General features: G+C 59.1%; 19 protein-coding genes. 11 read left to right on the top strand and 8 right to left on the bottom strand.

Annotation, left to right across the window (positions count from 1 at the left end):
- Positions 1-8: 8 nt before the first annotated feature.
- Both ID864_RS04365 and ydgT read right to left on the bottom strand, forming a co-directional pair.
- Positions 9-449: a DUF2569 domain-containing protein gene (locus ID864_RS04365; RefSeq protein ID WP_048916108.1), complete on the bottom strand. Its 441-nt coding sequence runs from the start codon at positions 447-449 to the stop codon at positions 9-11.
- A 131-nt stretch (positions 450-580) separates the two neighbouring features.
- Positions 581-796 carry a transcription modulator YdgT gene (gene ydgT / locus ID864_RS04360; RefSeq protein WP_048916113.1) on the bottom strand — a complete coding sequence of 72 codons (216 nt, stop codon included), beginning with the start codon at positions 794-796 and terminating at the stop codon, positions 581-583.
- A gap of 592 nt (positions 797-1,388) precedes the next feature.
- Between ydgT and ytfQ the strand changes: the two genes are divergently transcribed.
- From ytfQ to yjfF, 4 genes are read left to right on the top strand one after another with little or no spacing between them, the layout of a single operon-like run.
- The gene (ytfQ, locus tag ID864_RS04355) at positions 1,389-2,345 is read left to right on the top strand and encodes a galactofuranose ABC transporter, galactofuranose-binding protein YtfQ (protein ID WP_048916107.1); all 957 of its coding nucleotides are present in this window, start codon (positions 1,389-1,391) and stop codon (positions 2,343-2,345) included.
- Positions 2,346-2,394: 49 nt separating this feature from the next.
- Positions 2,395-3,918 (top strand): galactofuranose ABC transporter, ATP-binding protein YtfR, encoded by a 1,524-nt coding sequence (ytfR, locus tag ID864_RS04350; protein ID WP_048916106.1) that lies wholly within the window; start codon positions 2,395-2,397, stop codon positions 3,916-3,918.
- Positions 3,911-4,930, top strand: coding sequence for a galactofuranose ABC transporter, ATP-binding protein YtfT (gene ytfT / locus ID864_RS04345; protein WP_099753664.1), 1,020 nt, complete (start codon positions 3,911-3,913; stop codon positions 4,928-4,930). Before ytfR ends, ytfT begins: the two co-directional genes overlap by 8 nt.
- Positions 4,923-5,909: a galactofuranose ABC transporter, permease protein YjfF gene (yjfF, locus tag ID864_RS04340; RefSeq protein WP_048916104.1), complete on the top strand. Its 987-nt coding sequence runs from the start codon at positions 4,923-4,925 to the stop codon at positions 5,907-5,909. Before ytfT ends, yjfF begins: the two co-directional genes overlap by 8 nt.
- 174 nt (positions 5,910-6,083) lie before the next feature.
- Here the strand turns inward: yjfF and araA are convergent, their stop codons facing one another.
- Both araA and ID864_RS04330 read right to left on the bottom strand, forming a co-directional pair.
- Positions 6,084-7,589 carry an L-arabinose isomerase gene (gene araA / locus ID864_RS04335; protein ID WP_048916103.1) on the bottom strand — a complete coding sequence of 502 codons (1,506 nt, stop codon included), beginning with the start codon at positions 7,587-7,589 and terminating at the stop codon, positions 6,084-6,086.
- Positions 7,590-7,600: 11 nt separating this feature from the next.
- Positions 7,601-9,289, bottom strand: coding sequence for a ribulokinase (locus ID864_RS04330; RefSeq protein ID WP_191149462.1), 1,689 nt, complete (start codon positions 9,287-9,289; stop codon positions 7,601-7,603).
- Between the two features lie 372 nt (positions 9,290-9,661).
- On the opposite strand from ID864_RS04330, the gene ID864_RS04325 reads away from it, so the two are divergent.
- The 5 genes from ID864_RS04325 to ID864_RS04305 all read left to right on the top strand — a co-directional run bounded on the left by ID864_RS04325 (position 9,662) and on the right by ID864_RS04305 (position 15,388).
- Positions 9,662-10,645: an arabinose ABC transporter substrate-binding protein gene (locus ID864_RS04325; RefSeq protein ID WP_048916101.1), complete on the top strand. Its 984-nt coding sequence runs from the start codon at positions 9,662-9,664 to the stop codon at positions 10,643-10,645.
- 173 nt (positions 10,646-10,818) lie between these two features.
- On the top strand, positions 10,819-12,342 hold the full coding sequence (gene araG / locus ID864_RS04320) for an L-arabinose ABC transporter ATP-binding protein AraG (protein WP_048916100.1): 1,524 nt from the start codon (positions 10,819-10,821) through the stop codon (positions 12,340-12,342).
- Positions 12,343-12,358: 16 nt separating this feature from the next.
- Positions 12,359-13,342 (top strand): L-arabinose ABC transporter permease AraH, encoded by a 984-nt coding sequence (gene araH / locus ID864_RS04315; protein ID WP_048916112.1) that lies wholly within the window; start codon positions 12,359-12,361, stop codon positions 13,340-13,342.
- An 11-nt stretch (positions 13,343-13,353) separates the two neighbouring features.
- Positions 13,354-14,271 (top strand): arabinose operon transcriptional regulator AraC, encoded by a 918-nt coding sequence (araC, locus tag ID864_RS04310; protein ID WP_048916099.1) that lies wholly within the window; start codon positions 13,354-13,356, stop codon positions 14,269-14,271.
- A 76-nt stretch (positions 14,272-14,347) separates the two neighbouring features.
- Complete coding sequence (locus ID864_RS04305; RefSeq protein WP_048916098.1) at positions 14,348-15,388, top strand: oxidoreductase; 1,041 nt, start codon at positions 14,348-14,350, stop codon at positions 15,386-15,388.
- Positions 15,389-15,529: 141 nt separating this feature from the next.
- On the opposite strand, the gene add is transcribed toward ID864_RS04305, so the two are convergent.
- The 3 genes from add to malX all read right to left on the bottom strand — a co-directional run bounded on the left by add (position 15,530) and on the right by malX (position 19,491).
- Positions 15,530-16,528, bottom strand: a complete 999-nt coding sequence (gene add, locus ID864_RS04300; RefSeq protein WP_048916097.1) for an adenosine deaminase — start codon at positions 16,526-16,528, stop codon at positions 15,530-15,532.
- 119 nt (positions 16,529-16,647) lie between these two features.
- Positions 16,648-17,847 (bottom strand): MalY/PatB family protein, encoded by a 1,200-nt coding sequence (locus tag ID864_RS04295; protein ID WP_191149461.1) that lies wholly within the window; start codon positions 17,845-17,847, stop codon positions 16,648-16,650.
- Positions 17,848-17,904: 57 nt separating this feature from the next.
- Positions 17,905-19,491, bottom strand: coding sequence for a maltose/glucose-specific PTS transporter subunit IIBC (gene malX / locus ID864_RS04290; protein WP_191149460.1), 1,587 nt, complete (start codon positions 19,489-19,491; stop codon positions 17,905-17,907).
- Between the two features lie 195 nt (positions 19,492-19,686).
- Here malX and malI point away from each other — a divergent pair, with 195 nt between their 5' ends.
- Together malI and ID864_RS04280 are read left to right on the top strand one after the other, a co-directional pair.
- On the top strand, positions 19,687-20,718 hold the full coding sequence (malI, locus tag ID864_RS04285) for a Mal regulon transcriptional regulator MalI (RefSeq protein WP_062818268.1): 1,032 nt from the start codon (positions 19,687-19,689) through the stop codon (positions 20,716-20,718).
- 106 nt (positions 20,719-20,824) lie between these two features.
- Entirely contained in the window at positions 20,825-21,130 is a 306-nt protein-coding gene (locus ID864_RS04280; protein ID WP_191149459.1) for a hypothetical protein, read from the top strand.
- Between the two features lie 52 nt (positions 21,131-21,182).
- Here the strand turns inward: ID864_RS04280 and ID864_RS04275 are convergent, their stop codons facing one another.
- Entirely contained in the window at positions 21,183-22,691 is a 1,509-nt protein-coding gene (locus tag ID864_RS04275; protein WP_191149458.1) for a YdgA family protein, read from the bottom strand.
- Positions 22,692-22,747 lie beyond the last annotated feature (56 nt).

The following is a 22,747-nucleotide window of genomic DNA, read 5'->3' as shown; positions in this document are numbered from 1 at the left end:
TTTCGCCATCACGGTTCGATGAAAGTGTTCTTAACGCGTTGAGAACGCTTGAAATAAGGCACCAGTACCGCTGCCGCCAGCAGGGCGATCAGTAAAGTCCGAATTGCCGCACCATCGGCCACCGGAGAGAAGGCAAAAGTCTTCACCGCCAGCAGCACGGTGAGTAGCAGCCACAAAATGTAGTGGCGCGGCAGCCGACGCGAGCGTTGACAGAAGATCCACGTCACCCAGGCACTGTAGCACCAGACTACGGTAGAGGTCAGCAGCGAGGCTCCCCACTGCCATAATGCGTTGCTTTCATGGCTGAACAGCGCGTTACGCATCGCCGGGTCGAGCAGGGCGCTTAAATACATTGCCATCACCAGCGCGCTGGTCAGCAAGGTCATGATCAGCCATGCCAGCGGCACCAGCAGCCAGCCTGCCAGGCGCGGTTTAGTATCAACAGCCACTTATTCATCCTTATCCAGTCAGCAAACTCTGCCATCAAGGCAAAAGGTGCACCGTCAGGATACACCTCATATCAGAAAAGGATTATACGGAACTTCATGCGCCAGGTCATTAACCAGAGCGAACTGGAACCTTAAACGACGTAGCGCCAGACAGTTTTTGGCACGCGTCCAAGGTCAAACAGGCGACCGCCGGAAACCAGTTCTGCGCGACGGTGATCGGCAGCGCGGTACATCTGAATAATTTCACCATCATCGTTAAGGGAATAGTTGAGATGGTCGAAGAGTTTTTCCAGAGTTTCCAGGGAATTAACTTTGCGAAATTTTAACAAATAGTCTTGAGCGGTCATATTGGCCATTTGCGAACGGAATAGTGAGTGATAAGTATATTATTTGGCAAAAAAGAGTCCAGAAAGTTCGCGATGAAATAGGTAAATTCAGACTAATGATGAAGATATTCGGGGCTGAAATAGATTTTTTAAGAGTTTTCTAGGAATTTTTATACCGCTTATTGATTTAGTGGTATTTAGGTTCATTTTATTGCGCGCCGCTATCCACTTCCTGTCACCGACTCACATCGCCCGGCTGCAGGCCAGCGTTTTGCCGGAATTTAGCAAACTGTGTAACAGCTCACAAATCCACACTTTACCCGACGTCGCAACCGCGCCGCACGGCGGCGACAGAACTGCACGCGGTATTGTAATCGCTTCCAAATGATTGCGGCGCAAACGCTTCTGTTTATTACAGTTATTTAACCTCAATTTGGCACCCACTGCGTGATTTTTCCATATCGACCCGCTAAGGCCTGGGGCGCGGGGTTGGCGTAAGCCATTTGTTTTGTTGCGTTTTGTGAGCATTGTCGAAAATGTTTTTTGGTGAATAGTACAGGCTTAAGTGGCTCTTAACCCTATTCGATAAAATCCCATCAGAGGAAAAATGATCATGTGGAAGCGTTTACTCTTATCCACCCTCATCAGTGCCAGCCTGGCGGCTCCGGCGCTGGCTGAATCCATGACTGTTGGTTTCTCTCAGGTTGGCTCGGAATCGGGCTGGCGAGCCGCAGAGACCAGCGTGGCGAAAAGTGAAGCGCAAAAGCGCGGTATCACGCTGAAAATCGCCGACGGGCAGCAAAAACAGGAGAACCAGATCAAGGCAGTGCGTTCGTTTATTGCCCAAGGCGTGGATGCCATCTTCATTGCTCCGGTAGTCCAGACCGGCTGGGAGCCGGTGCTTGAAGAAGCGAAAGACGCCAAAATCCCGGTATTCCTGCTGGACCGCGCTATCGTGGTCAAAGATAAATCGCTGTATCAGGCGGTCGTCACCGCCGACAACGTCTATGAAGGTAAGCTAATCGGTGACTGGCTGGTGAAACAGCAGGCGGGCAAGCCGTGTAACGTGGTTGAGCTACAGGGTACCGTCGGCGCCAGCGTGGCGATTGACCGTAAGAAGGGCTTCGCTGAAGCGATTGCCAACACGCCAAATATTAAAGTGATCCGTTCGCAGTCCGGCGATTTTACCCGCAGCAAGGGTAAAGAGGTGATGGAGAGTTTCATCAAGGCAGAGAACAACGGTAAAAACATCTGCATGGTTTACGCCCATAACGATGATATGGCTATCGGTGCCATTCAGGCGATTAAAGAGGCCGGTCTGAAACCGGGTAAAGATATTCTCACCGGCTCCATTGACGGCGTGCCGGATATTTATAAAGCGATGCTGGCAGGTGAAGCCAATGCCAACGTCGAGCTGACGCCAAATATGGCCGGCCCGGCTTTCGACGCGCTGGAAAAACTTAAAAAAGACGGCACCATGCCGCCGAAGATCATCAAAACCGAATCGAAACTTTTCCTTCCTGCTGATGCCCAGGCCCAGCTGGATAAGAAAAAAGGTATGGGTTACTGATCCCCGGGCCGCCCTGAGGGCGGCTTTTTTCATGGCGTGAGGCACGCGTATGACCATCGACTCCTCTCCACCGCCGCTGCTTGCCATTAGCGGCGTCAGTAAGTCCTTTCCCGGCGTGCGGGCGCTGGATAATGTCTCTTTCGACCTGCGTCCCGGTGAAATCATGGCGCTGCTGGGGGAAAACGGGGCCGGGAAATCGACCCTGATTAAAGTGCTGACCGGCGTTTATCAGCGCGATGCTGGCACCATTACCCTCTCCGGAAACCCGATCAATCCGCGCAATACCGCCGAGGCACAGCAGCTGGGCATCGGCACGGTGTATCAGGAAGTGAACCTGCTGCCGAATATGTCGGTTGCCGATAATCTGTTTATCGGGCGTGAACCGAAACGTTTTGGCCTGATAGACCGTAAAACGCTAAACCAGCGCGCGGTGAAATTACTCAACGACTACGGTTTCGAGCTGGATGTCACCCGCCCGCTGGGCCAGTACTCGGTGGCAATGCAGCAGATCATTGCTATCTGCCGCGCCGTGGATCTCTCCGCTCAGGTGCTGATCCTCGATGAACCCACCGCCAGCCTGGACGCCAGCGAAGTCGAGATGCTGTTCACGCTGATGAGACAGCTGAAGACAAAGGGGATGAGCCTGGTGTTTGTCACCCACTTTCTCGACCAGGTTTACCGCGTCACCGACCGTATTACGGTGCTGCGCAACGGGCAGTTTATTGCCACGCGCGATACCCATTCCCTGCCGCAGATTGAGCTGATCAAACTGATGCTCGGCCGTGAGCTGCTGGAAACCGCGCTGCAGCGCGCGGGCAGCACGCTGAAAAGTCATCAGCCGGTGGTGGAATTTAAAAATTACGGCAAGAAAGGCACCATCGAGCCGTTCAGCCTGAGCGTGCGCCCGGGCGAAGCGGTCGGGCTGGCTGGCCTGCTGGGATCCGGGCGTACCGAAACCGCCGAGCTGCTGTTCGGCATTAAGCGTGCCGACAGCGGCAGCGCCTTTATCAAGGGTAAAGCCAAAACCATTCGCTCCCCGGCGCAGGCGTCTCGCCTCGGCATGGGCTTCTGCCCGGAAGACCGCAAAACCGACGGTATTATCGGTGCCGCTTCGGTGCGGGAAAATATCATTCTGGCTCTGCAGGCGCAGCGCGGCTGGCTGCGGCCCATCCCACGCCGCGAACAGCAGCAGGTGGCCGACCGCTATATCAAGAGCCTTGGCATTCGCACTCCGGACGCCGATCAGCCGGTTGAGCTGCTCTCCGGCGGCAATCAGCAGAAAGTACTGCTGTCGCGCTGGCTGGTGACCAAACCGCAGTTTCTGATCCTTGATGAACCGACGCGCGGCATTGATGTTGGCGCCCACGCCGAAATCATCCGCCTGATTGAGACCCTGTGTGCCGATGGCCTGGCGCTGCTGGTGATCTCCTCCGAGCTGGAAGAGCTGGTGGGCTACGCCGACCGCGTGCTGATCCTGCGCGATCGCCAGCAGGTGGCGGAGATTCCGCTGGAGCAGCTCTCCGTTGCCTCCATTGTTAACGCCATTGCGGCGGGAGGGGAGCAACATGCCTGATTCCCACTTATTGACGGGGAAACCGCCGATGCAGAAACGTAAACTGCCGCCGGGCCTGCCGCAGATTGGCGCGCTGCTGCTGGTGCTGCTGATCGACAGCCTGGTGGCCAATAACTTCTTTGCTATTCATGTGCAGGATGGTCGGCTGTTCGGCAGCCCGATAGATATCCTTAACCGCGCTGCGCCGGTGGCGATTCTGGCGATAGGGATGACGCTGGTGATCGCCACCGGCGGGATAGATCTGTCGGTCGGGGCGGTGATGGCGATAGCCGGAGCCACGGCGGCGACGCTGACCGTGGCCGGGCACAGCCTGCCGGTGATTATTCTGGTGACGCTGGGCAGCGGCCTGCTGTGCGGCCTGTGGAACGGCGTGCTGGTGGCGCTGCTGAAGATCCAGCCGTTTGTCGCCACGCTGATCCTGATGGTGGCGGGACGCGGCATCGCGCAGCTGATCACCCAGGGGCAGATAGTCACTTTTAACAGCGACTCGCTGGCGCAGCTTGGCAGCGGCACGCTGCTGCTGTTCCCGGTGCCGATGTGGATCACCCTGGCGCTGGCGCTGCTGGTCTGGCTGCTGACGCGCAAAACCGCGCTGGGGATGTTTATCGAGGCCGTCGGCATCAACCTGCGCGCCGCGCGCAATGCCGGGGTGAACGGCTGGCTGGTCGTGATGAGTACCTATCTGCTGAGCGGCCTGTGCGCGGCTGTGGCCGGGCTGATCGTCGCGGCGGATATTCGCGGTGCCGATGCCAACAACGCCGGGCTGTGGCTGGAGCTGGATGCGATTCTGGCGGTGGTGATTGGCGGGGCGTCGCTGATGGGCGGCCGCTTTAACCTGCTGCTGTCGCTGATTGGCGCACTGATTATACAGGCGATGAACACCGGGATTTTGCTCTCCGGCTTCCCGCCGGAGCTGAACCAGGTGGTCAAAGCGGTGGTGGTAATGGTGGTGCTGCTGCTGCAGTCGCCGCGCTTTATTCAACTGTTTAAACGAGGGCGCCGCCGTGATTAAACGTCATCTGCCGTTAATGATTACCCTGCTGGTATTTGTAGCGGGCTACCTGTTCTGCCTCAGTCAGTTTCCCGGCTTCGCCTCAACGCGGGTGATCGCCAATATCCTTACCGATAACGCCTTCCTCGGCATTATTGCGGTTGGGATGACTTTTGTGATCCTTTCCGGCGGTATCGATCTGTCGGTCGGCGCGGTGATCGCCTTTACCGGGGTGTTTCTCGCCCGCGCGATTGGTGATTTCCACCTCGATCCGTGGCTGGCGTTTGCGCTGGTGATGGTGATGGGCTCGGCGTTTGGCGCCTTTATGGGCTGGCTGATCGACGCGCTGAAAATCCCGGCGTTTATTATCACCCTGGCGGGGATGTTCTTCCTGCGCGGCAGCAGCTATCTGGTGGCGGAAAGCTCGCTGCCGATCGACCATCCGCTGTATGCCACGCTGTCGTCGATGGCGTGGAAAATTCCCGGCGGCGGGCGGCTCAGCCTGCTGGCGGTGATCATGCTGGTGGTGGTGGCCTTTGGCATCCTGCTGGCGCACCGCAGCCGCTTCGGTAATCAGGTATATGCCATTGGCGGCAACGCCACCTCGGCGCAGCTGATGGGCATTTCGACGCGCAGCACCACGGTGCGCATTTATATGCTCTCATCCGGCTTGGCGACGCTGGCGGGCATCGTCTTTTCAATCTACACCTCGGCGGGCTATGCGCTGGCGGGGATGGGCGTGGAGCTGGATGCCATTGCCTCGGTGGTGATTGGCGGCACGCTGCTCTCCGGCGGCGTTGGCACCGTGCTGGGGACGCTGTTCGGCGTGCTGATTCAGGGGCTGATCCAGACATGGATTAACTTCGACGGTACGCTCAGCTCGTGGTGGACCAAGATCGCCATCGGCATCCTGCTGTTCGCCTTTATTGCCCTGCAACGCCTGCTGACCGTGATGTGGGATCGCCAGCAGAATGCGCCAGTGAAACGGTTGATATCCTGAAACGGTGGGAAAATGGGTCGACCGGAAAAAATAGTCGACCCCTACAGACCCTGTAGCGGCTGACCTACCCGGCCCCTGTAGCGGCTGACCCTCTTTTCCGGTCAGCCGGAAGGTGCAAAATAAAAGGGCGGCACCTGTTTATGGGGCCGCCCTTGTTGTTTCCTGCCTGCAGGATTACCGCTGATTCAGACGGTAATACGCCTCGTTCCAGCGCAGTGCATCGCGGAAGCCGTGCAGCGTGGTCTCTTCGTCAATCACCAGCGCCTCGATGCCATTCAGCTCGGCATACAGGCGCATATCCTCCACCGTCAGCGCCTGGCTGAACACCGTGTGGTGCGCGCCGCCGCCGAGGATCCACGCCTCTGACGCGGTGGCCAGCGACGGCTGCGCACGCCACAGCGCACGCGCCACCGGCAGCTTAGGCAGCGCCTGCGGCTGTTCAATGGTATCCACCACGTTGACCAGCAGGCGGAAGCGGTCGCCCATATCAATCACGCTGGCATTTACCGCTCGCCCGGCAGGTGCCGAGAAGATCAGGCGCGCCGGGTCAGCCTTGCCGCCGATGCCCAGCGGCTGGACGTCGAGCAGTGGTTTAGCTTCACGCGCGATGGTCGGGCACACTTCCAGCATATGTGAACCGAGCACCAGGTCGTTACCCGGCGCGAAGTGGTAGGTGTAATCCTCCATAAAGGACGTCCCGCCCGGCTGGCTGCCCGCCATGACTTTGAAGATGTGCAGCAGGGCGGCGGTTTTCCAGTCGCCTTCTCCGGCGAAGCCGTAGCCCTGCTGCATCAGGCGCTGCACCGCCAGCCCCGGCAGCTGCGTCATGCCGTGCAGCGTCTGGAAGTTAGTGGTGAAGGCGCGGCAGCCCTCGGCGTCGAGGAAGCGCTTGATCCCCAGCTCAATCCGCGCCGCATCCAGCACGTTTTGCCGCTTATCGCCGCCGATCGCCGCCGCAGCGGAAAATTCATACTGGCTCTCGTATTCGTCAATCAGCGTGCTGACGTCGCCGTCGCTCACCTGGTTGATCACCTCGACCAAATCGCCAACGCCCCAGCCATTCACTGCGTAGCCAAACTGGATCTGCGCCGCGACTTTATCACCCTCGGTTACCGCCACTTCGCGCATATTGTCGCCAAAGCGCGCCACCTTCAGCTGCTGGCTGGCCTGCAGCGCGGCGGCACCGCGCATCCACTGGCCGATACGCTGCTGGGTGGTTCGATCCTGCCAGTGGCCGGTCACCACCTGATGCGGCAGGCGCATGCGCGCGCCGATAAAACCGAACTCGCGGCCGCCGTGCGCGGTCTGGTTCAGGTTCATAAAGTCCATATCCATGCTGTCCCACGGGATTTCCGCGTTGAACTGGGTATGCAGCTGCAGCAGTGGCTTGTTCAGCACGCTCAGCCCGCCAATCCACATCTTGGCCGGGGAGAAGGTGTGCAGCCAGGTAACGATCCCTAAGCAGCCAAGATCGTGATTGGCCTCGCGGCACAGGGCCAGCGCTTCATCGGGGGTTTTTACCAGCGGCTTAAGCTGGAGTGTAAAGGGCAGAATCCCGGCACGATTCAGGCCCTCGACCACCTGCTGGCCGTGCTGCTCCACCTGGCGCAGGGTTTCCGCACCGTACAGATGCTGCGTACCAATCACAAACCATACGCTCTGGGCGTTTAACTGTGTCATAAAACGGTTCCTTAACTAGCTGACGAAGAGGTTGATGGGGCAAACTGCGGCTCAGCGCATTCACACCACTGAAGGTAACGCTGATAAAGCTGCTGGAAACGGGCCACGCGCTGCGGATCGGGCTGCAGGGTCTGCGCCAGCGGGCTGGCCATCTGGGCCTGCGCGCTCGGAATATCGGGATAAACGCCGGCGGCGACGGCGGCAAAAATCGCCGCGCCGAGCGCACAGCACTCGTCGGAGGCGACGATATCCAGCGGGCGGTTCATCACATCGCAGCACACCTGCATGATGACCGGCGATTTGCGCGCAATGCCGCCCAGTGCCAGCACCTGCTGCACCGGGATATCCTGCTGTTCGAAGCACTCCATAATGGCGCGGGCGCCAAAGGCGGTGGCGGCGATAAAACCGCCGAACAGCGTGGGCGCATCGGTGCCGAGATTCAGGTCGGTAATCACCCCTTTCAGGCGCTGGTTGGCGAACGGCGTGCGGCGGCCGTTAAACCAGTCAAGCACCACCGGCAGATGGTCAAGCTGCGGGTCGGCGGCCCAGGCGGCGGTAAGCTGCTGCAGCAGATCGTTTTGCATCGCTTCCAGCTGCGGTCTGAGTTCAGGCTGTTGCTGAGCGGCCTGCACCAGCGGCCAGCTCAACAGGCGGCTGAACCAGGCATACATATCGCCAAACGCCGACTGCCCGGCCTCCAGCCCGATCATTCCCGGCATCACGCTGCCGTCGACCTGGCCGCAGATACCTTTGATTGCCCGATCGGCGACGCGCTCAGCATCGGCGATCAGGATGTCGCAGGTCGAGGTGCCGATCACTTTCACCAGCGTGTAGGGCTGCGCCCCGGCCCCAACCGCGCCCATATGGCAGTCAAACGCACCGCCGGAAATAGTGACACTGCCAGGCAGGCCGAGCCGTTCGGCCCATTCAGCGCTCAGCACGCCCACGGGGAGCTCGGCAGTGAAGGTATCGTGAAACAGCGGGTGATCGAGGTCGCGGGTCAGCAGCGGGTCGAGCGCGTTAAGAAACTGCGCGTCCGGTAAACCCTGCCATAGCGGGTGCCACAGCGATTTATGCCCGGCGGCGCAGCGCCCGCGCTTCAGCTCTGCCGGGGCAGTGGTGCCGCTCAGCAGCGCCGGTACCCAGTCGCACAGCTCCACCCAGGAGACTGCCGCCTCACGCACCGCCGCATCGCTGCGGCTGACGTGCAGGATTTTGGCCCAGAACCATTCAGAGGAGTAAATGCCGCCGATAAAGCGTGAATAGTCCTGATATTCGCCGCTGTGGCACAGCCGGGTAATCGCCTCGGCCTCTTCAATGGCGGTGTGGTCCTTCCACAGCACGAACATTGCATTAGGGTTATCAGCAAACTCCGGGCGCAGCGCCAGCACCCGGCCTTCGCGATCGATTGGCGCGGGGGTGGAGCCGGTAGAATCGACGCCGATGCCCACCACATTCTGGCGCTGCTCGGGCGTCATCTTCGTGACAACGTCACGTATGGCCTGCTCCAGCGCGTCAATGTAGTCCTGTGGGTGATGGCGGAACTGGTTGCGCGCCGGCATACAGTAGTGCCCGGCCTTCCAGCGTGGGTAGGCCACGACCTGCTTAAACAGCTCGCGCCCGCTGGCGCACTCCACTGCCAGTGCCCGCACCGAATCGCTGCCAAAATCCAGACCGAGGGTAATCGCACCCTTATGCATAGTTGTTCTCCGTTATTTTCAGAACAGGCTTTTTTCATGTCCCTCTATCCTGGAAAGCTCGCGGCAATCACGTTAGGTGCGGCTGGCTGCAAATATGCACTTTTCTGCCATCAGCGGGGGTTATGTGATGGGCTTCAAATGTTGCGTGACGGTTAAACTGGCTGAATAGATGGACAAAACGACTGTAATTTCAGGGTGTGATAGCGCTCTACAAATTTTCCCTTGCATGCGGGTAAAACTAGCGCACTACCGTCACTGTAACGCCGTCAGTGCTCAGGTAAGGTATTGAATAGCAGCTTTTAAATTTATGAACATCCGATTGTTACCGTTTACACAAACCCGCGTAAAGCGGGCACTGAGCCGGAGAGCCTCATGCACAAATTCACTCAAGCGTTGGCCGCGATTGGCCTCGCCGCCGTTATGTCACAATCCGCTATGGCGGAGACCATGAAACTCGGTTTTCTGGTGAAGCAGCCGGAAGAGCCGTGGTTCCAGACCGAATGGAAGTTCGCCGATAAGGCCGGTAAAGAGATGGGCTTTGAGGTGATTAAAATCGCCGTGCCGGACGGTGAGAAAACCCTGAACGCCATCGACAGCCTGGCCGCCAGCGGCGCGAAGGGGTTCGTTATCTGTACGCCGGACCCAAAACTGGGCTCCGCCATTGTCGCGAAAGCGCGCAGCTATGACCTGAAGGTGATCGCCGTTGATGACCAGTTCGTCACCGCCAAAGGTAAACCGATGGATAGCGTGCCGCTGGTGATGATGGCCGCAACCAAAATCGGCGAGCGCCAGGGGCAGGAGCTGTACAAAGAGATGCAGAAACGCGGCTGGGATGCGAAAGAGACGGCGGTAATGGCGATCACCGCCAACGAGCTGGATACCGCCCGTCGCCGCACCGGCGGGTCGATGGATGCGCTGAAGGCTGCTGGATTCCCGGAAAAACAGATTTATCAGATCCCAACCAAATCCAACGATATTCCCGGCGCGTTTGATGCCGGTAACTCCCTGCTGGTGCAGCATCCGGAGGTGAAGCACTGGCTGATCGTGGGTATGAACGACAACACCGTGCTGGGCGGCGTGCGCGCCACCGAAGGCCAGGGCTTTAAGGCGGCCGACGTCATTGGCATCGGGATTAATGGAGTGGATGCGGTAAGCGAACTGTCGAAAGGTGCCGCGACCGGCTTCTACGGCTCTCTGCTGCCAAGCCCGGACGTGCACGGCTACCGCAGTATCAAGATGCTGCATGACTGGGTGACCAACGGCACCGAGCCTGCCAAGTTCACCGAAGTGACCGACGTGGTACTGATTACCCGCGATAACTTCAAAGCCGAACTGGCGAAGAAAGGGCTGATGTAATCAGTGACAACGGGTCGGGCATGCCCGACCCCTACGGTTCGACCATGGTGATGAGGCGGACTGCGGGCCGATCGAAACAAAGGATCGGCCCCTACGGTTAAAGAATGCGGTAGGGGCGGACCCTCTTTTTCGGTCCGCCCGCTGCAAACGCTCAACGTGCAGGAGGAGACACTATGACCACGCAACCCGCTTATCTGAGCTTTCACGGCATAGGCAAAACCTTTCCCGGCGTAAAAGCGCTGCAGGATATCAGTTTTGACTGCTATGCCGGGGAAGTGCATGCCCTGATGGGCGAGAACGGCGCGGGCAAATCGACGCTGTTGAAGATCCTCAGCGGCAGCTATCAGGCCAGCAGTGGAGAGATCCGCATTCAAGGCCAGCCGGCTAACTTCCAGCACACCACCGATGCGCTGAATGCCGGGGTAGCGATTATCTATCAGGAACTGCATCTGGTGCCGGAAATGTCGGTGGCAGAAAACATCTTCTTAGGCCAGCTGCCGCAGCGCGGCGGGCTGGTTAACCGGGCGAAGCTGCGTGCCGAAGCCGCGCGCCAGCTAAAAACGCTCGGCATGGATATCGACCCGGATCTGCCGCTGAAATACCTGTCGCTCGGCCAGTGGCAGATGGTGGAAATTGCCAAAGCGCTGGCGCGCAACGCCAAAGTGATCGCCTTTGACGAACCGACCAGCTCACTGTCTGCGCGGGAAATCGACCAGCTGTTCCGTGTTATCCGCCAGCTGCGCGCCGATGGCAAAGTGGTGCTGTACGTCTCGCACCGCATGGAGGAGATTTTCGCCCTTAGCGATGCAATCACCGTATTTAAAGATGGCCGCTACGTGCGCACCTTCACCGATATGCAAACCACCACCAACGACCTGCTGGTGCAGGCAATGGTCGGGCGTGAAATCGGCGATATCTACGGCTACCGCCCGCGTGCGCACGGTGCAGTGCGCCTGCAGCTCGACAATGTCCAGGCCAAAGGCGTGCGCAGCGCGGTGTCGTTCAGCGTGCGAGCCGGGGAGATCGTCGGGCTGTTCGGCCTGGTCGGCGCCGGGCGCAGCGAACTGATGAAAGGGCTGTTCGGCGCCACGCGTCTCATCAGCGGCGAGCTGCGCCTCGATGGCGAGGTGCTCAATCTGCGTGAGCCGATTGAGGCCATTCGTGCCGGGATCATGCTCTGCCCGGAAGACCGCAAGGCCGACGGCATCATCCCGGTGCATTCGGTGCGCGACAACATCAACATCAGCGCCCGGCGCAACAACCTTACCGCCGGCTGTCTGATCAACAAAGGTTGGGAAGCGAAAAACGCCGGGGCGCATATTCGCTCACTGAATATCAAAACCCCGTCGGCTGACCAGCTGATTATGAACCTGTCGGGTGGCAATCAGCAGAAGGCCATCCTTGGCCGCTGGCTGTCGGAAGAGATGAAAGTGATCCTGCTCGACGAGCCAACGCGCGGCATTGATGTCGGAGCAAAAAATGAGATCTATCAGCTGATTTACGCGCTGGCCGAACAGGGGATTGCGGTGCTGTTTGCCTCCAGCGATCTGCCGGAAGTGATGGGGCTGGCCGACCGGATCCTGGTGATGCGCGAAGGCGAAATCGCCGGGGAGCTGGACCACAACGACGCAACGGAAGCGCTGACCTTAAGTCTGGCGATGCCAAAAACCGCTAAACCTGCCACCCAGGTGGCCTGACATGCAGGAGAAACCGATGTCTACGACAACTTCAACCGGGACGCCAGCCGCCCCATCACGCTTCAGCCTTTGGCGCATCTGGGACAACTTCGGCATGCTGGTGGTGTTTGCCGCGCTGTTTATCGCCTGCACGGTGTTTGTGCCGAACTTCGGCAGCCTGATCAATATGAAAGGCCTCGGCCTGGCAATGTCGATGTCCGGTATGGTGGCCTGCGGCATGCTGTTCTGCCTCGCGTCCGGTGATTTTGACCTGTCGGTCGCCTCGGTGATTGCCTGTGCCGGGGTGGTGTGCGCGGTGGTGATCAACATGACCGAAAGCCTGTGGATCGGCGTGGCGGCGGGGCTACTGCTCGGCGTCGCCTGCGGCCTGATCAACGGCTTTGTCATTGCTAAACTGAAAATTAACGCCCTGATCACCACGCTGGCGACCATGCAGATTGTGCGCGGGCTGGCGTATATCTTCTCCGACGGTAAGGCGGTCGGTATCGAAGACGAGCGCTTCTTCGCGCTCGGCTACGCCAGCTGGCTGGGCATTCCTGCGCCGGTGTGGCTGACGATAGTCACTCTGGTGCTGTTCGGTTTCCTGCTGAACAAAACCACCTTTGGCCGCAATACGCTGGCGATTGGCGGTAATGAAGAGGCGGCAAGGCTGGCCGGGGTGCCGGTGGTGCGCACGCGCATTATCATCTTTATCCTCTCCGGGCTGGTGTCGGCGGCGGCGGGCATTATCCTCGCCTCGCGCATGACCAGCGGCCAGCCAATGACCTCGCTCGGCTATGAGCTGATTGTGATTTCTGCCTGCGTGCTCGGTGGCGTGTCGCTGAAGGGGGGGATTGGTAAGATTTCCTATGTGGTTGCCGGGGTGTTAATCCTCGGAACGGTTGAGAATGCGATGAATTTACTCAATATCTCGCCTTTCTCACAGTACGTGGTGCGCGGTCTGATATTGTTAGCGGCGGTGATTTTTGACCGTTACAAACAAAAAGCCAAAGCGGCCTGACAGGAGGGGTTATGTATCATCGTCTGGCGCCGGTGGCGCAATCCAACCCGCTGCTTCCGGGGTATCCGTTTAGCGCCTGGCTGGTGGCCGGGCTGACCCCCATCAACGCTGACGGGCCGCTCGATTTCTTTATCGATCGCCCGCACGGCATGAAGGGCTACATTCTCAACCTGACGATTAAAGGGCGTGGCCGGGTGTGTGACGGCGAGGCGGCGTTTGACTGCGAACCGGGCGACCTGCTGCTGTTTCAGCCGAAAACTCCGCACTATTACGGCCGTTCGCCTGACAGCGACAGCTGGTATCACCGCTGGGTCTATTTCCGCCCGCGCGCCTACTGGAGCGACTGGCTGGAGTGGCAGGATGAAGCGCAGGGCGTGGGGCGCCTGCGCCTGCCGGAGTCGCTGCGCGGCGAGTTTGACCGCCTGTTCGCCAATATCGAACACACCCACAACTCCGGGCGGCGCTTTGCCGAGGAGCTGGCGATGAATCTGCTGGAGCGCCTGCTGCTGCGGGCGGTGCAGGAAGATCCGCGCAGCCATCAGCAGATCCGCGATGCGCGCGTGGTCGAAGCCTGCCAGTACGTCACCAACAATCTGGCGGCGGAGGTGAAAATTGAAGAGGTGGCGAAGCATGTCTGCCTGTCACCGTCGCGGCTGGCGCACCTGTTCCGCGAGCAGATGGGGGTCAACCTGCTGCGCTGGCGAGAGGATCAGCGGGTGATCCGCGCCAAGCTGCTGCTGCAAACTACCCAGGAACCGATCGCCAGCATCGGGCGCGAAGTGGGCTATGACGATCAACTCTACTTTTCCCGCGTATTCCGCAAGCGCGCGGGCGTCAGCCCCAGCGATTTCCGCCGTCGCAGCCTGGATGCACACGATGCGCTGGTCGCCCAGGAGACCTGGCACTTACCGCGCCGTGCCAATGAATAGCTTTTAGGGTAAATCCTTCTTGTGGTTGCCCCGTCGATCGACTTAAATCAACGGGGTAACTACGAGAGGGATTCTAATGAGTGATAAAATTCGTGTTGGTCTGGTGGGCTACGGCTTCGCCAGCAAAACCTTCCATGCACCCCTAATCTCAGGCACTGCTGAGATGGAGCTGGCCGCCGTTTCCAGCAGCGATGCCGGCAAAGTTCATGCGGACTGGCCTTCGGTGCAGGTGGTGTCCGACCCTCAGGCACTGTTCGACGACCCAACCCTGCAGCTGATTGTCATTCCCACCCCAAACGATACCCACTTCCCGCTGGCCAAAGCCGCGCTAAATGCCGGAAAACATGTGGTTGTCGACAAACCGTTTACCGTGACGCTGTCACAGGCGCGCGAGCTGGACGCGCTGGCAAAAGCCAAAGGGCTGCTGCTGTCGGTGTTCCATAACCGCCGCTGGGACAGTGATTTCCTCACCCTTAAAGCGCTGCTGGCTGACGGCACGCTGGGCGATGTACGCTACTTTGAGTCGCACTTTGACCGCTTCCGCCCAACCGTGCAGCAGCGCTGGCGCGAGCAGAAAGGCGCGGGCAGCGGCATCTGGTACGATCTGGGGCCACACGTGATTGACCAGGCGCTGCAGCTGTTTGGCTCCCCGGTGGCGATTACTCTCGATGCCGCCGAGTTGCGCCCGGGGGCGCAAACCACCGACTACTTCCACTGCACGCTGACCTATCCTCAGCGCCGCGTGGTGCTGCACGCCAGCATGCTGGTTGCCGCCCAATCGGCGCGCTATCAGGTGCACGGTACCAAAGGCAGCTTTGTGAAGTTTGGCCTTGATCCGCAGGAGGATGCGCTGAAAGCCGGGGCGCGCCCGCCGCAGGAAGACTGGGGCTACGATATGCGCGACGGCGTGCTGACGCTGGCCGAAGGTGATGCAATGGTCGAGAAGAGCCTGCTGACTATTCCTGGCAACTATCCGGCTTACTATGCGGGCATTCGCGATGCGATTAACGGCGTGGGTGAAAACCCGGTGCAGGCGGAAGAGGCGATTCAGGTGATGGAGCTGATCGAGCTGGGCTTACAGTCCGCCGAGAAGCGCCAGACCCTGTCGTTGAAATAGGATTACGCCGTGAAAAGGGCCGACCGAAAAAGAAGGTCGGCCCCTACCGTAGGGGTCGACCATTTTTTCCGGTCGACCCGTGTTAAGGATTGGCATAGGCCGTGATGGAGACCATTTTTTCCGGTCGACCCGCGTCATTAATTACGCTGCGGCACGCGCCCGCACTGCGGCTTTCTCGGCATCGCTGAGGAACGCAATCTTCAGGCCATTCTCCTGCGCCACGCGCATCTGCTCCCTGCTCAAACCTGCTGCCGGGGCGGCAATTTCGTATTCGTGACCGATCTCAATCCCCTGAACCGCCGGATCGTCGGTATTGATGGTGGCGAGGATACCGTGGTCAAGGAAGGCCTTCAGCGGATGCTGTGCCAGCGAGGCCACGGTGCTGGTCTGGATATTGGAGGTCAGGCACGACTCAATGCCAATCCCGTGCTGCGCGAGGAACTCCATCAGCGCCGGATCCTGCACCGCTTTTACTCCGTGACCAATACGCTCCGCGCCCAGCTCGCGGATCGCCTGCCAGATGCTTTCCGGCCCGGCGGCCTCACCGGCATGCACGGTAATGCGCAGCCCGGCGTCACGCGCGCGGTTAAAGTGGCTGAGGAACTGGCTGCCCGGGAAGCCCAGCTCATCACCCGCCAGGTCGAGTGCGGTAATGCTGTCGCGGTGCGCCAGCAGGCCGTCGAGCTCGCGCAGGCAGGCTTCCTCACCGAAGGTGCGGCTCATAATGCCAATCAGGCGCACGTCAATATTGTGCTTGCCGCAGCCCGCCTTAATGCCGTCGATCACCGCTTCCACCACGCCCGCCACCGGCAGGTTGTGGGTCATCGCCATATAGCCCGGCGAGAAGCGCAGCTCAGCATAGTGGATCCCGGCGCGTGCCGCGTCCTCGACGTTTTCCAGCGCCACGCGGCGGCAGGCATCGAGCGAGCCCAGCACTTTTACTCCCCAGTCGAGCTTGTTGAGGAAGCTCACCAGGTCCGGCTCCGCTTCAATCACCTGCACGTGCGGGCGCAGAAGCTCCAGAGTAGTGGCAGGGAGAGTAAGATTAAACTCGCGGCCTAAGTCGAGAATGGTTTGGGCGCGAATATTGCCGTCAAGATGGCGATGGATATCGGTGAGGGGAAGCTGGGAATCGATCATGTCGGCACTCTCTGTTGTTATCGTAAAGTGCAGAGCATTATAAAAACTCTTTGCGCAACAACGCCAGCAAAATGCGCAACGGCGCTGCTGGTCGTTGCTTATCTGCGCAAAGAGGGCGGCTAAGCGCGCGTTTTCAGGCAGTTGTGCAGGGCGGCGATCAGGCGATCCAGCCCGTCATCCACCTTGCTGCGTGGGCAGCCCACGTTAAAGCGCAGCCAGCCGCGCCCGCATTCACCGTAGGTACTGCCCGGCATGATCGCCACCTTCTGCTGCTCAATCAGCTCGCGCTGCAGTTCGCCATCGTCAATGCCCAGCGGATTGAGGTCAATCCACGCCAGGTAGGTCGCCTGCGGTGGCTGCCAGTGAAGCGTGGGAAACGCCGCGTTGAGGCGCTGGGCAACATGCTGCAGGTTGGCGCGCAGATAGTCGCGCAGCGCATCCAGCCACGCCGCGCCGTGCTGATAGGCGGCGATATGGGCGGCCACTGCCAGGATAGCGGGGGAAGAGAGGCCGTCGGCATTTTTTAATGCCTGGAACCACGCTGCGCGATCTTCTTCATCGCTGATAAAGCCATAGGCACCGGTTAACGCCGGAATATTGAAGCTTTTGGACGCCGAGGTAAACAGCGCCCACTGCCCGCGGCCGACGCAGCTCCAGGGGATATGGCGGCTTTGGTCCATGACCATATCCATATGGATCTCGTCGCTGATAACGCGCACCTGATAGCGGGCACACAGCGCGGCCATCTGCTGCAGCTCCGCACGGCGCCACACTTTACCGGTGGGATTATGCGGGCTGCACAGCAGCAGGATTTTGCACTGCGGACTGGCCAGCAACGCCTCCAGCGCCGCCATATCGCACTGCCATTCACCGTCACGCTGGCTGAGCGGCAGCGTCATCACCCGGCGCTGATTGCCTTCGATCACTTTATAAAAGGCATCGTAGGCGGGCGTGTGGATCACCACGCCGTCACCGGGCTGTGACCAGCGGCGCAGCATCTGCGCCACCATATAAATCACCGAGGGCCCGTAAACAATCTGCTGGCGATCCACGCTGACCTCAAAACGCTGCTGATACCAGCGGCTGATGGCACCGAGGAAATCGTCATGCTGCCAGCGGCTGTAGCCGAGCACGCCGTGCGACACGCGCTGCTGCAACGCCTCGATCACCGCCGGAGCGGTGGGGATATCCATATCGGAGATGGTAAAGGGCAGTAAATCGTCCTGGCCGAAGCGGTCGGCGACAAAATCCCACTGCGTACACCAGCTGCCGTGGCGATCGACTAGCCGGTCAAAATTGAACTGTTGAGTGTCTGACATAGCGGCCTCAATAACGCAGGTGCAGAAGAGAGGGGTGCCAGGCACCCCGTTATAAAGTCAGGCTGAAATTTGCGGCATCAGCGTGGCGATCTCATCTTTTACCGACTGTACCTGCGGGCCTATCACCACCTGCAAATTATGCTGATTGAGGTGCACCACGCCAATGACCCGGTTGGCCTTCAGGGCCGCGTCATCCACCAGGCTCATATCCTTTACCGACAGGCGCAGGCGCGTCAGGCAGTTGTCCAGCGAGGTGATGTTGTCGATGCCCCCCAGCGCGGCAAGGATTGCCGGGGTGTTGTAGCCCGATTTGCCCACCGGGCCGCGGGACATTTTCTCGCCGAGGGGGGTGTCGAGCTCACGGCCCGGGGTCTTGATATTGAAGCGGGTAATGGCGAAGCGGAAGATCAGATAGTAACCCGCAAACCAAACCGCTGCCACCACCGGCACCCAGTACCATTTGGTCGACAGCCCGTGCAGAATGCCGAACACCACAAAGTCGATCACGTTGCCGTCGGTATTACCGATGGTGACGCCCAGTACCGCCATTACGGTGAAGCCCAGCCCGGTCAGTACGGCGTGGATCAGATAGAGGAAAGGGGCAACGAACAGGAACAGGAACTCCAACGGTTCGGTGGTCCCGCCCACCACGCAGGCCACCACGCCGGAGATCAACAGCCCTTTAATTTTATGCCGATTTTCCGGACGGGCGCAGTGGTACATCGCCAGCGCCGCGCCAGGCAGGCCGCCGAGGAATGCCGGCATTTTACCCTGCGACAGGAAGCGGGTTGCGCTTTCGGAGAAGCCGCCGGAAGTCGGGCAGGAGAGCTGCGCCTGGAAGATGGTCAGCGCGCCGCTGACGCTGTGACCGCAGACGTCCATGGTGCCGCCCGCATCGGTAAAGCGAATAATCGCCACCAGGATGTGCTGCAGGCCGAACGGCAGCAGCAGGCGCTCCCCGGTACCAAATATCATCGGTCCAAAGTCACCGGCGCTGTTGATCACCCAGCCCAGCCCGGCAATCGCTTTCGCGAACCACGGCCAGATCAGCGGGATCGCCAGACCGGCCAGCCCCATCACCAGAGTGGTGATAATCGGTACAAAGCGCGTGCCGCCGAAGAATGCCAGCGCATCCGGCAGGCGGATGGTGTGGAAGCGTTCATGCAGATAAAACACGATAATCCCGACGATCACCGCCCCGAGGATACCGGTATCGATCGACTGAATGCCGAGAATGCTCTGGATATTATTGGCTTTCAGCACGGCAGCATCGCTGGTGGGTAGAATACCTTTGGCGGTCAGCCAGAAGTTAACCGCCAGGTTCATGACCGCGAAGCCGACAAAGCCGGAGAAAGCCGCAACGCCTTTATTCTCACGCGCCATGCCCAGCGGGATGGCGATGGCGAACATCACCGGCAGGAAGCTGAAGGCGAACGATCCCACCTTGCTCATCCAGGTAAACACCAGCTGCAGCAGGGGATTACCGAGGAACGGGATCAGGGTGATCACGTCGTGACTGCTTAATGAGCTACCTATACCCAGCATGATCCCGCAGAATGACAGCAGGGCGACGGGCAGCATAAAGGTTTTTCCCAGACTCTGGAAAAACTCCCACAGAGTAATTTTTTGTTTAACGGACGACATGCGCTCTCCTGGCGAATTCGAACTCAGCCGCTGCTGAGGTAAAATAAGATAAAACGTTTTACCTAATATTAATGCGTTGCCGATCACACAGTTCTCGCTCGGTGTGGTTTTCTCTGCCACAATCAGGGTGTAACGTTTAACCTATGCTTTATCGTGATTTTTCAACGGGGTGCAAACCCGGCAGTCAGGAACGCTATGTCGCAGAAAAAAATTACCATTCATGATGTCGCCGCCGAGGCTGGGGTGTCGGTCACCACGGTTTCGCTGGTACTGTCAGGGAAAGGTCGCATTTCGTCCGCGACGATTGAGCGAGTCAACCAGGCTTCGGAAGCGCTGGGCTTTGTGCGTAACCGCTCTGCGACAATGCTGCGCGGCGGCAGCAGTGGGGTGGTCGGGCTGATCGTGCGCGACATCTGCCAGCCGTTTTACGCCGAGATGACCGGCGGACTGAGCGAAGCGCTGGAGCAGCAGGGCAAAGTGTTGTTTCTCACCCAGAGCGGCGCGCAGGGGCAGCACGTAGAGCGCTGCTTCGACTCGCTGGTGGAGCAGGGCGTGGAGGGGATTGTCTTAGGCGGCGGCATTGAGAATGCAGCCGGGCTGCTGCAAAAAGCGCAGGAGCTGAATATCACGCTGATCTGCGCCTCGCGCGCCAGCAATCTTGATCACATCGACTCCGTGCGCCCGGATAATCAGCAGGCGGCCAAAATCGCCACCGACTATCTTATCAAGCGCGGCCACCGCTGCATTGCCTGGCTTGGCGGTTCCGGCTCCTCCTTAACGCGCGCCGAACGTATCGGCGGCTACTGCTCGACGCTGATGCAGTACGGCCTGCCGTTTCGTAGCGAATGGATTATCGAGTGCGGCGCGCAGCAGCGTGATGTCGCCGCGCTGACGCAACAGCTGATCCAGCAGTATCCCACCATTAGCGCAATTCTCTGCCATAACGCCTCGGTGGCGCTCGGCTGCTATTTCGGCATCCAGCGCAGCGGGCGCACCATTGGCAGCGGCGGGGTCAACAGCTTTTACGGCCAGCAGATGGCGCTGGTAGGTTTTGGTGACGTGCCGGAAGCGCAGCTGACCGATCCTCCGCTGAGCTTTGTCTCCAGCTCGGCACGGGAAATCGGCCGCAGCGCGGCACAGCGCCTGCTGCAAAAGATGGCCGACCCAACCAGTGCAGTCCAGCATATCATCCTGCCGCCGCTGCTGATTGAGCGTGGATCGGCTTAAATTTCCTGCAGCGCTGTGACGGGCTTTGCAAATAAAGGGGGCGGCGGGGTGCGCAGAGGAATGCTGGTTATAATCACATTATCTGGGATAAAAAGGATGGTGGTTTATGCTCTGGCTGGAACAAGGTTTATATCTGAGAGTAAAGGAATTGGATAATGGTCCGCGCCCACTGCCCCTGCAAAGCGGTTTCACTCCGGATACCGCTTATCGCGCATTAGGCTGTTACAACCCCTCTGAAACTTCTGATGCCTACTATCTGCTGTCGAACAATCGCGATGAGATCTGGTTTATTTGTAACCGCCACTTACGCACCGTCTGCCTTGAGCGCGACGCGACAGCGTTCAGGATCCCCCTGACCAGCGGGCAGCAGCTGCTGGGAGAAACCACCGATATCAGGATCCAGCATAGCTAGTCAGGCAAAAAAAAAGCCACCTTCAGAAAGGTGGCTGTTTAATTTCAGAACATTACTGCGGCATGCCTTCCGGTGCGACCATGCCAGCGCCACCCAGCATATAGCGGGACAGGAACTGCTCCAGCGGCATCTTCTCACCGTTCATGGTGATCTGACCGGTGCCGTACTGCAGGCTGGTGGTAATGTTGTTATCTTTCTGCGTGGTCAGCTTGAACATCTGGCCCATCGCGGCCACGCCTTTCACCTGCTGGTCCGCCAGTTTTACCGCTTCTTCCTGGCTGTAGCCTTCTGCCATCGCCACATGCGTCATCATCTCGGTCGCCATATCCATCGAGATAGTCAGTTTGGTATCCAGAGTTTTCAGTACGTTATCTACCTGCTGGCCCAGATTCTGCGCCGCAGCGGTGGCGGTGGCCGGGTCCTTGAACTGGGCGTTAAGGTTAAAGCTGCTCTCGCCCTTATCATTTTTCCAGCTAAATGGCGCGATGCTAACTGACGGATCGCCTTTCAGCAGCAGCGGCAGGTTACTGGTGAGGATTTCACTGGTGCGCTGCTGATATAGCTCAGGGTTAGCCTGCACAGCCGGATCGCTGTTCAACGCTTGCATCTGGCGGTTGTAGCTTTCGGAGAAGGCTTTCATCGCCTTGCCATCAAAGCCAGCCAGCTTAACTGCCAGCTTGCCCTGGCCGAAGTTCTGGCCCTGAAGCTTCAGGCTGTCAAGGGTGTAGTCGATCTGGCCGGACACGCTGCCCTTGTCGGAATCGAAGGTCGATTTACCGTTCAGGCCTTCGGCGATCAGCGCCTCTTTGCCATCCACTGCCGCACTCAGTTTTTTTAGCGCGATAGTCTGGTCGCCAATGCGCATCCCTTCCGGGCTAAGTTTGGTATTAGCATCCAGCTTCAGGCCGTTAACGGTGAACAGCACCGGCATCCCCAGCTCGTTTTTGCTGGTCAGCACCAGGCTGTCGATATCGCCATTAAACGCCACTTTATCGCCTTTATCATCCGCACTGACTTTCAGCGTGCCGCCGTTGAAGGCAAAACGTTCACCGGTCTGGGCATTGCTGTAGTCGGCAGGTAACAGTTTGATGTCTGAATCGGTGCTGCCGCCGTAGCCCACGCGGGTTTCCGCCTGCACAATCGACTTGCCTTTGGTGATTTCAAACAGCTTTTTCACCGCGTCGGTGTTTTCCAGCTCGCTGTGTACCGAAGCCATGCTTGGGATCAGGTTGAATTTTTTCAGCTGTGCCAGCGGGAAAGGACCATGATCGATAGTCTCTTTAAACACGATGCTCTGGCCTGGCTTCAGCATGGCGTTATCTTCCGTCTGCGAGCTGCTCTGCAGCACGAAACGTGCGCTGCTGCTAAATACGCCGCGCTGGTAATCCTGATAGCTCAGCTGCAGACGGCTTTCCGGAGCGCTGTTCTGGATCTGGGCGTTAGCCTGCTGTACCAGCTGATCCATATTTTTTTCCAGCTGCTTGCCGGTAAACCAGGCACCAGCAGTCCAGACTACGCCAAGGGCAACCACTACACCCACAGCAATCTTGGTTTTATTCATCAGTTGTGTCGTCCTTTTTCCGTTCGCGAATGCCGGTTAGCCCGTGCAGATCCTGC

The sequence above is a fragment of the Erwinia aphidicola genome, assembly GCF_014773485.1.
GTDB lineage: Bacteria > Pseudomonadota > Gammaproteobacteria > Enterobacterales > Enterobacteriaceae > Erwinia > Erwinia aphidicola.
This window is presented reverse-complemented; position numbering and strand designations above follow the sequence as displayed.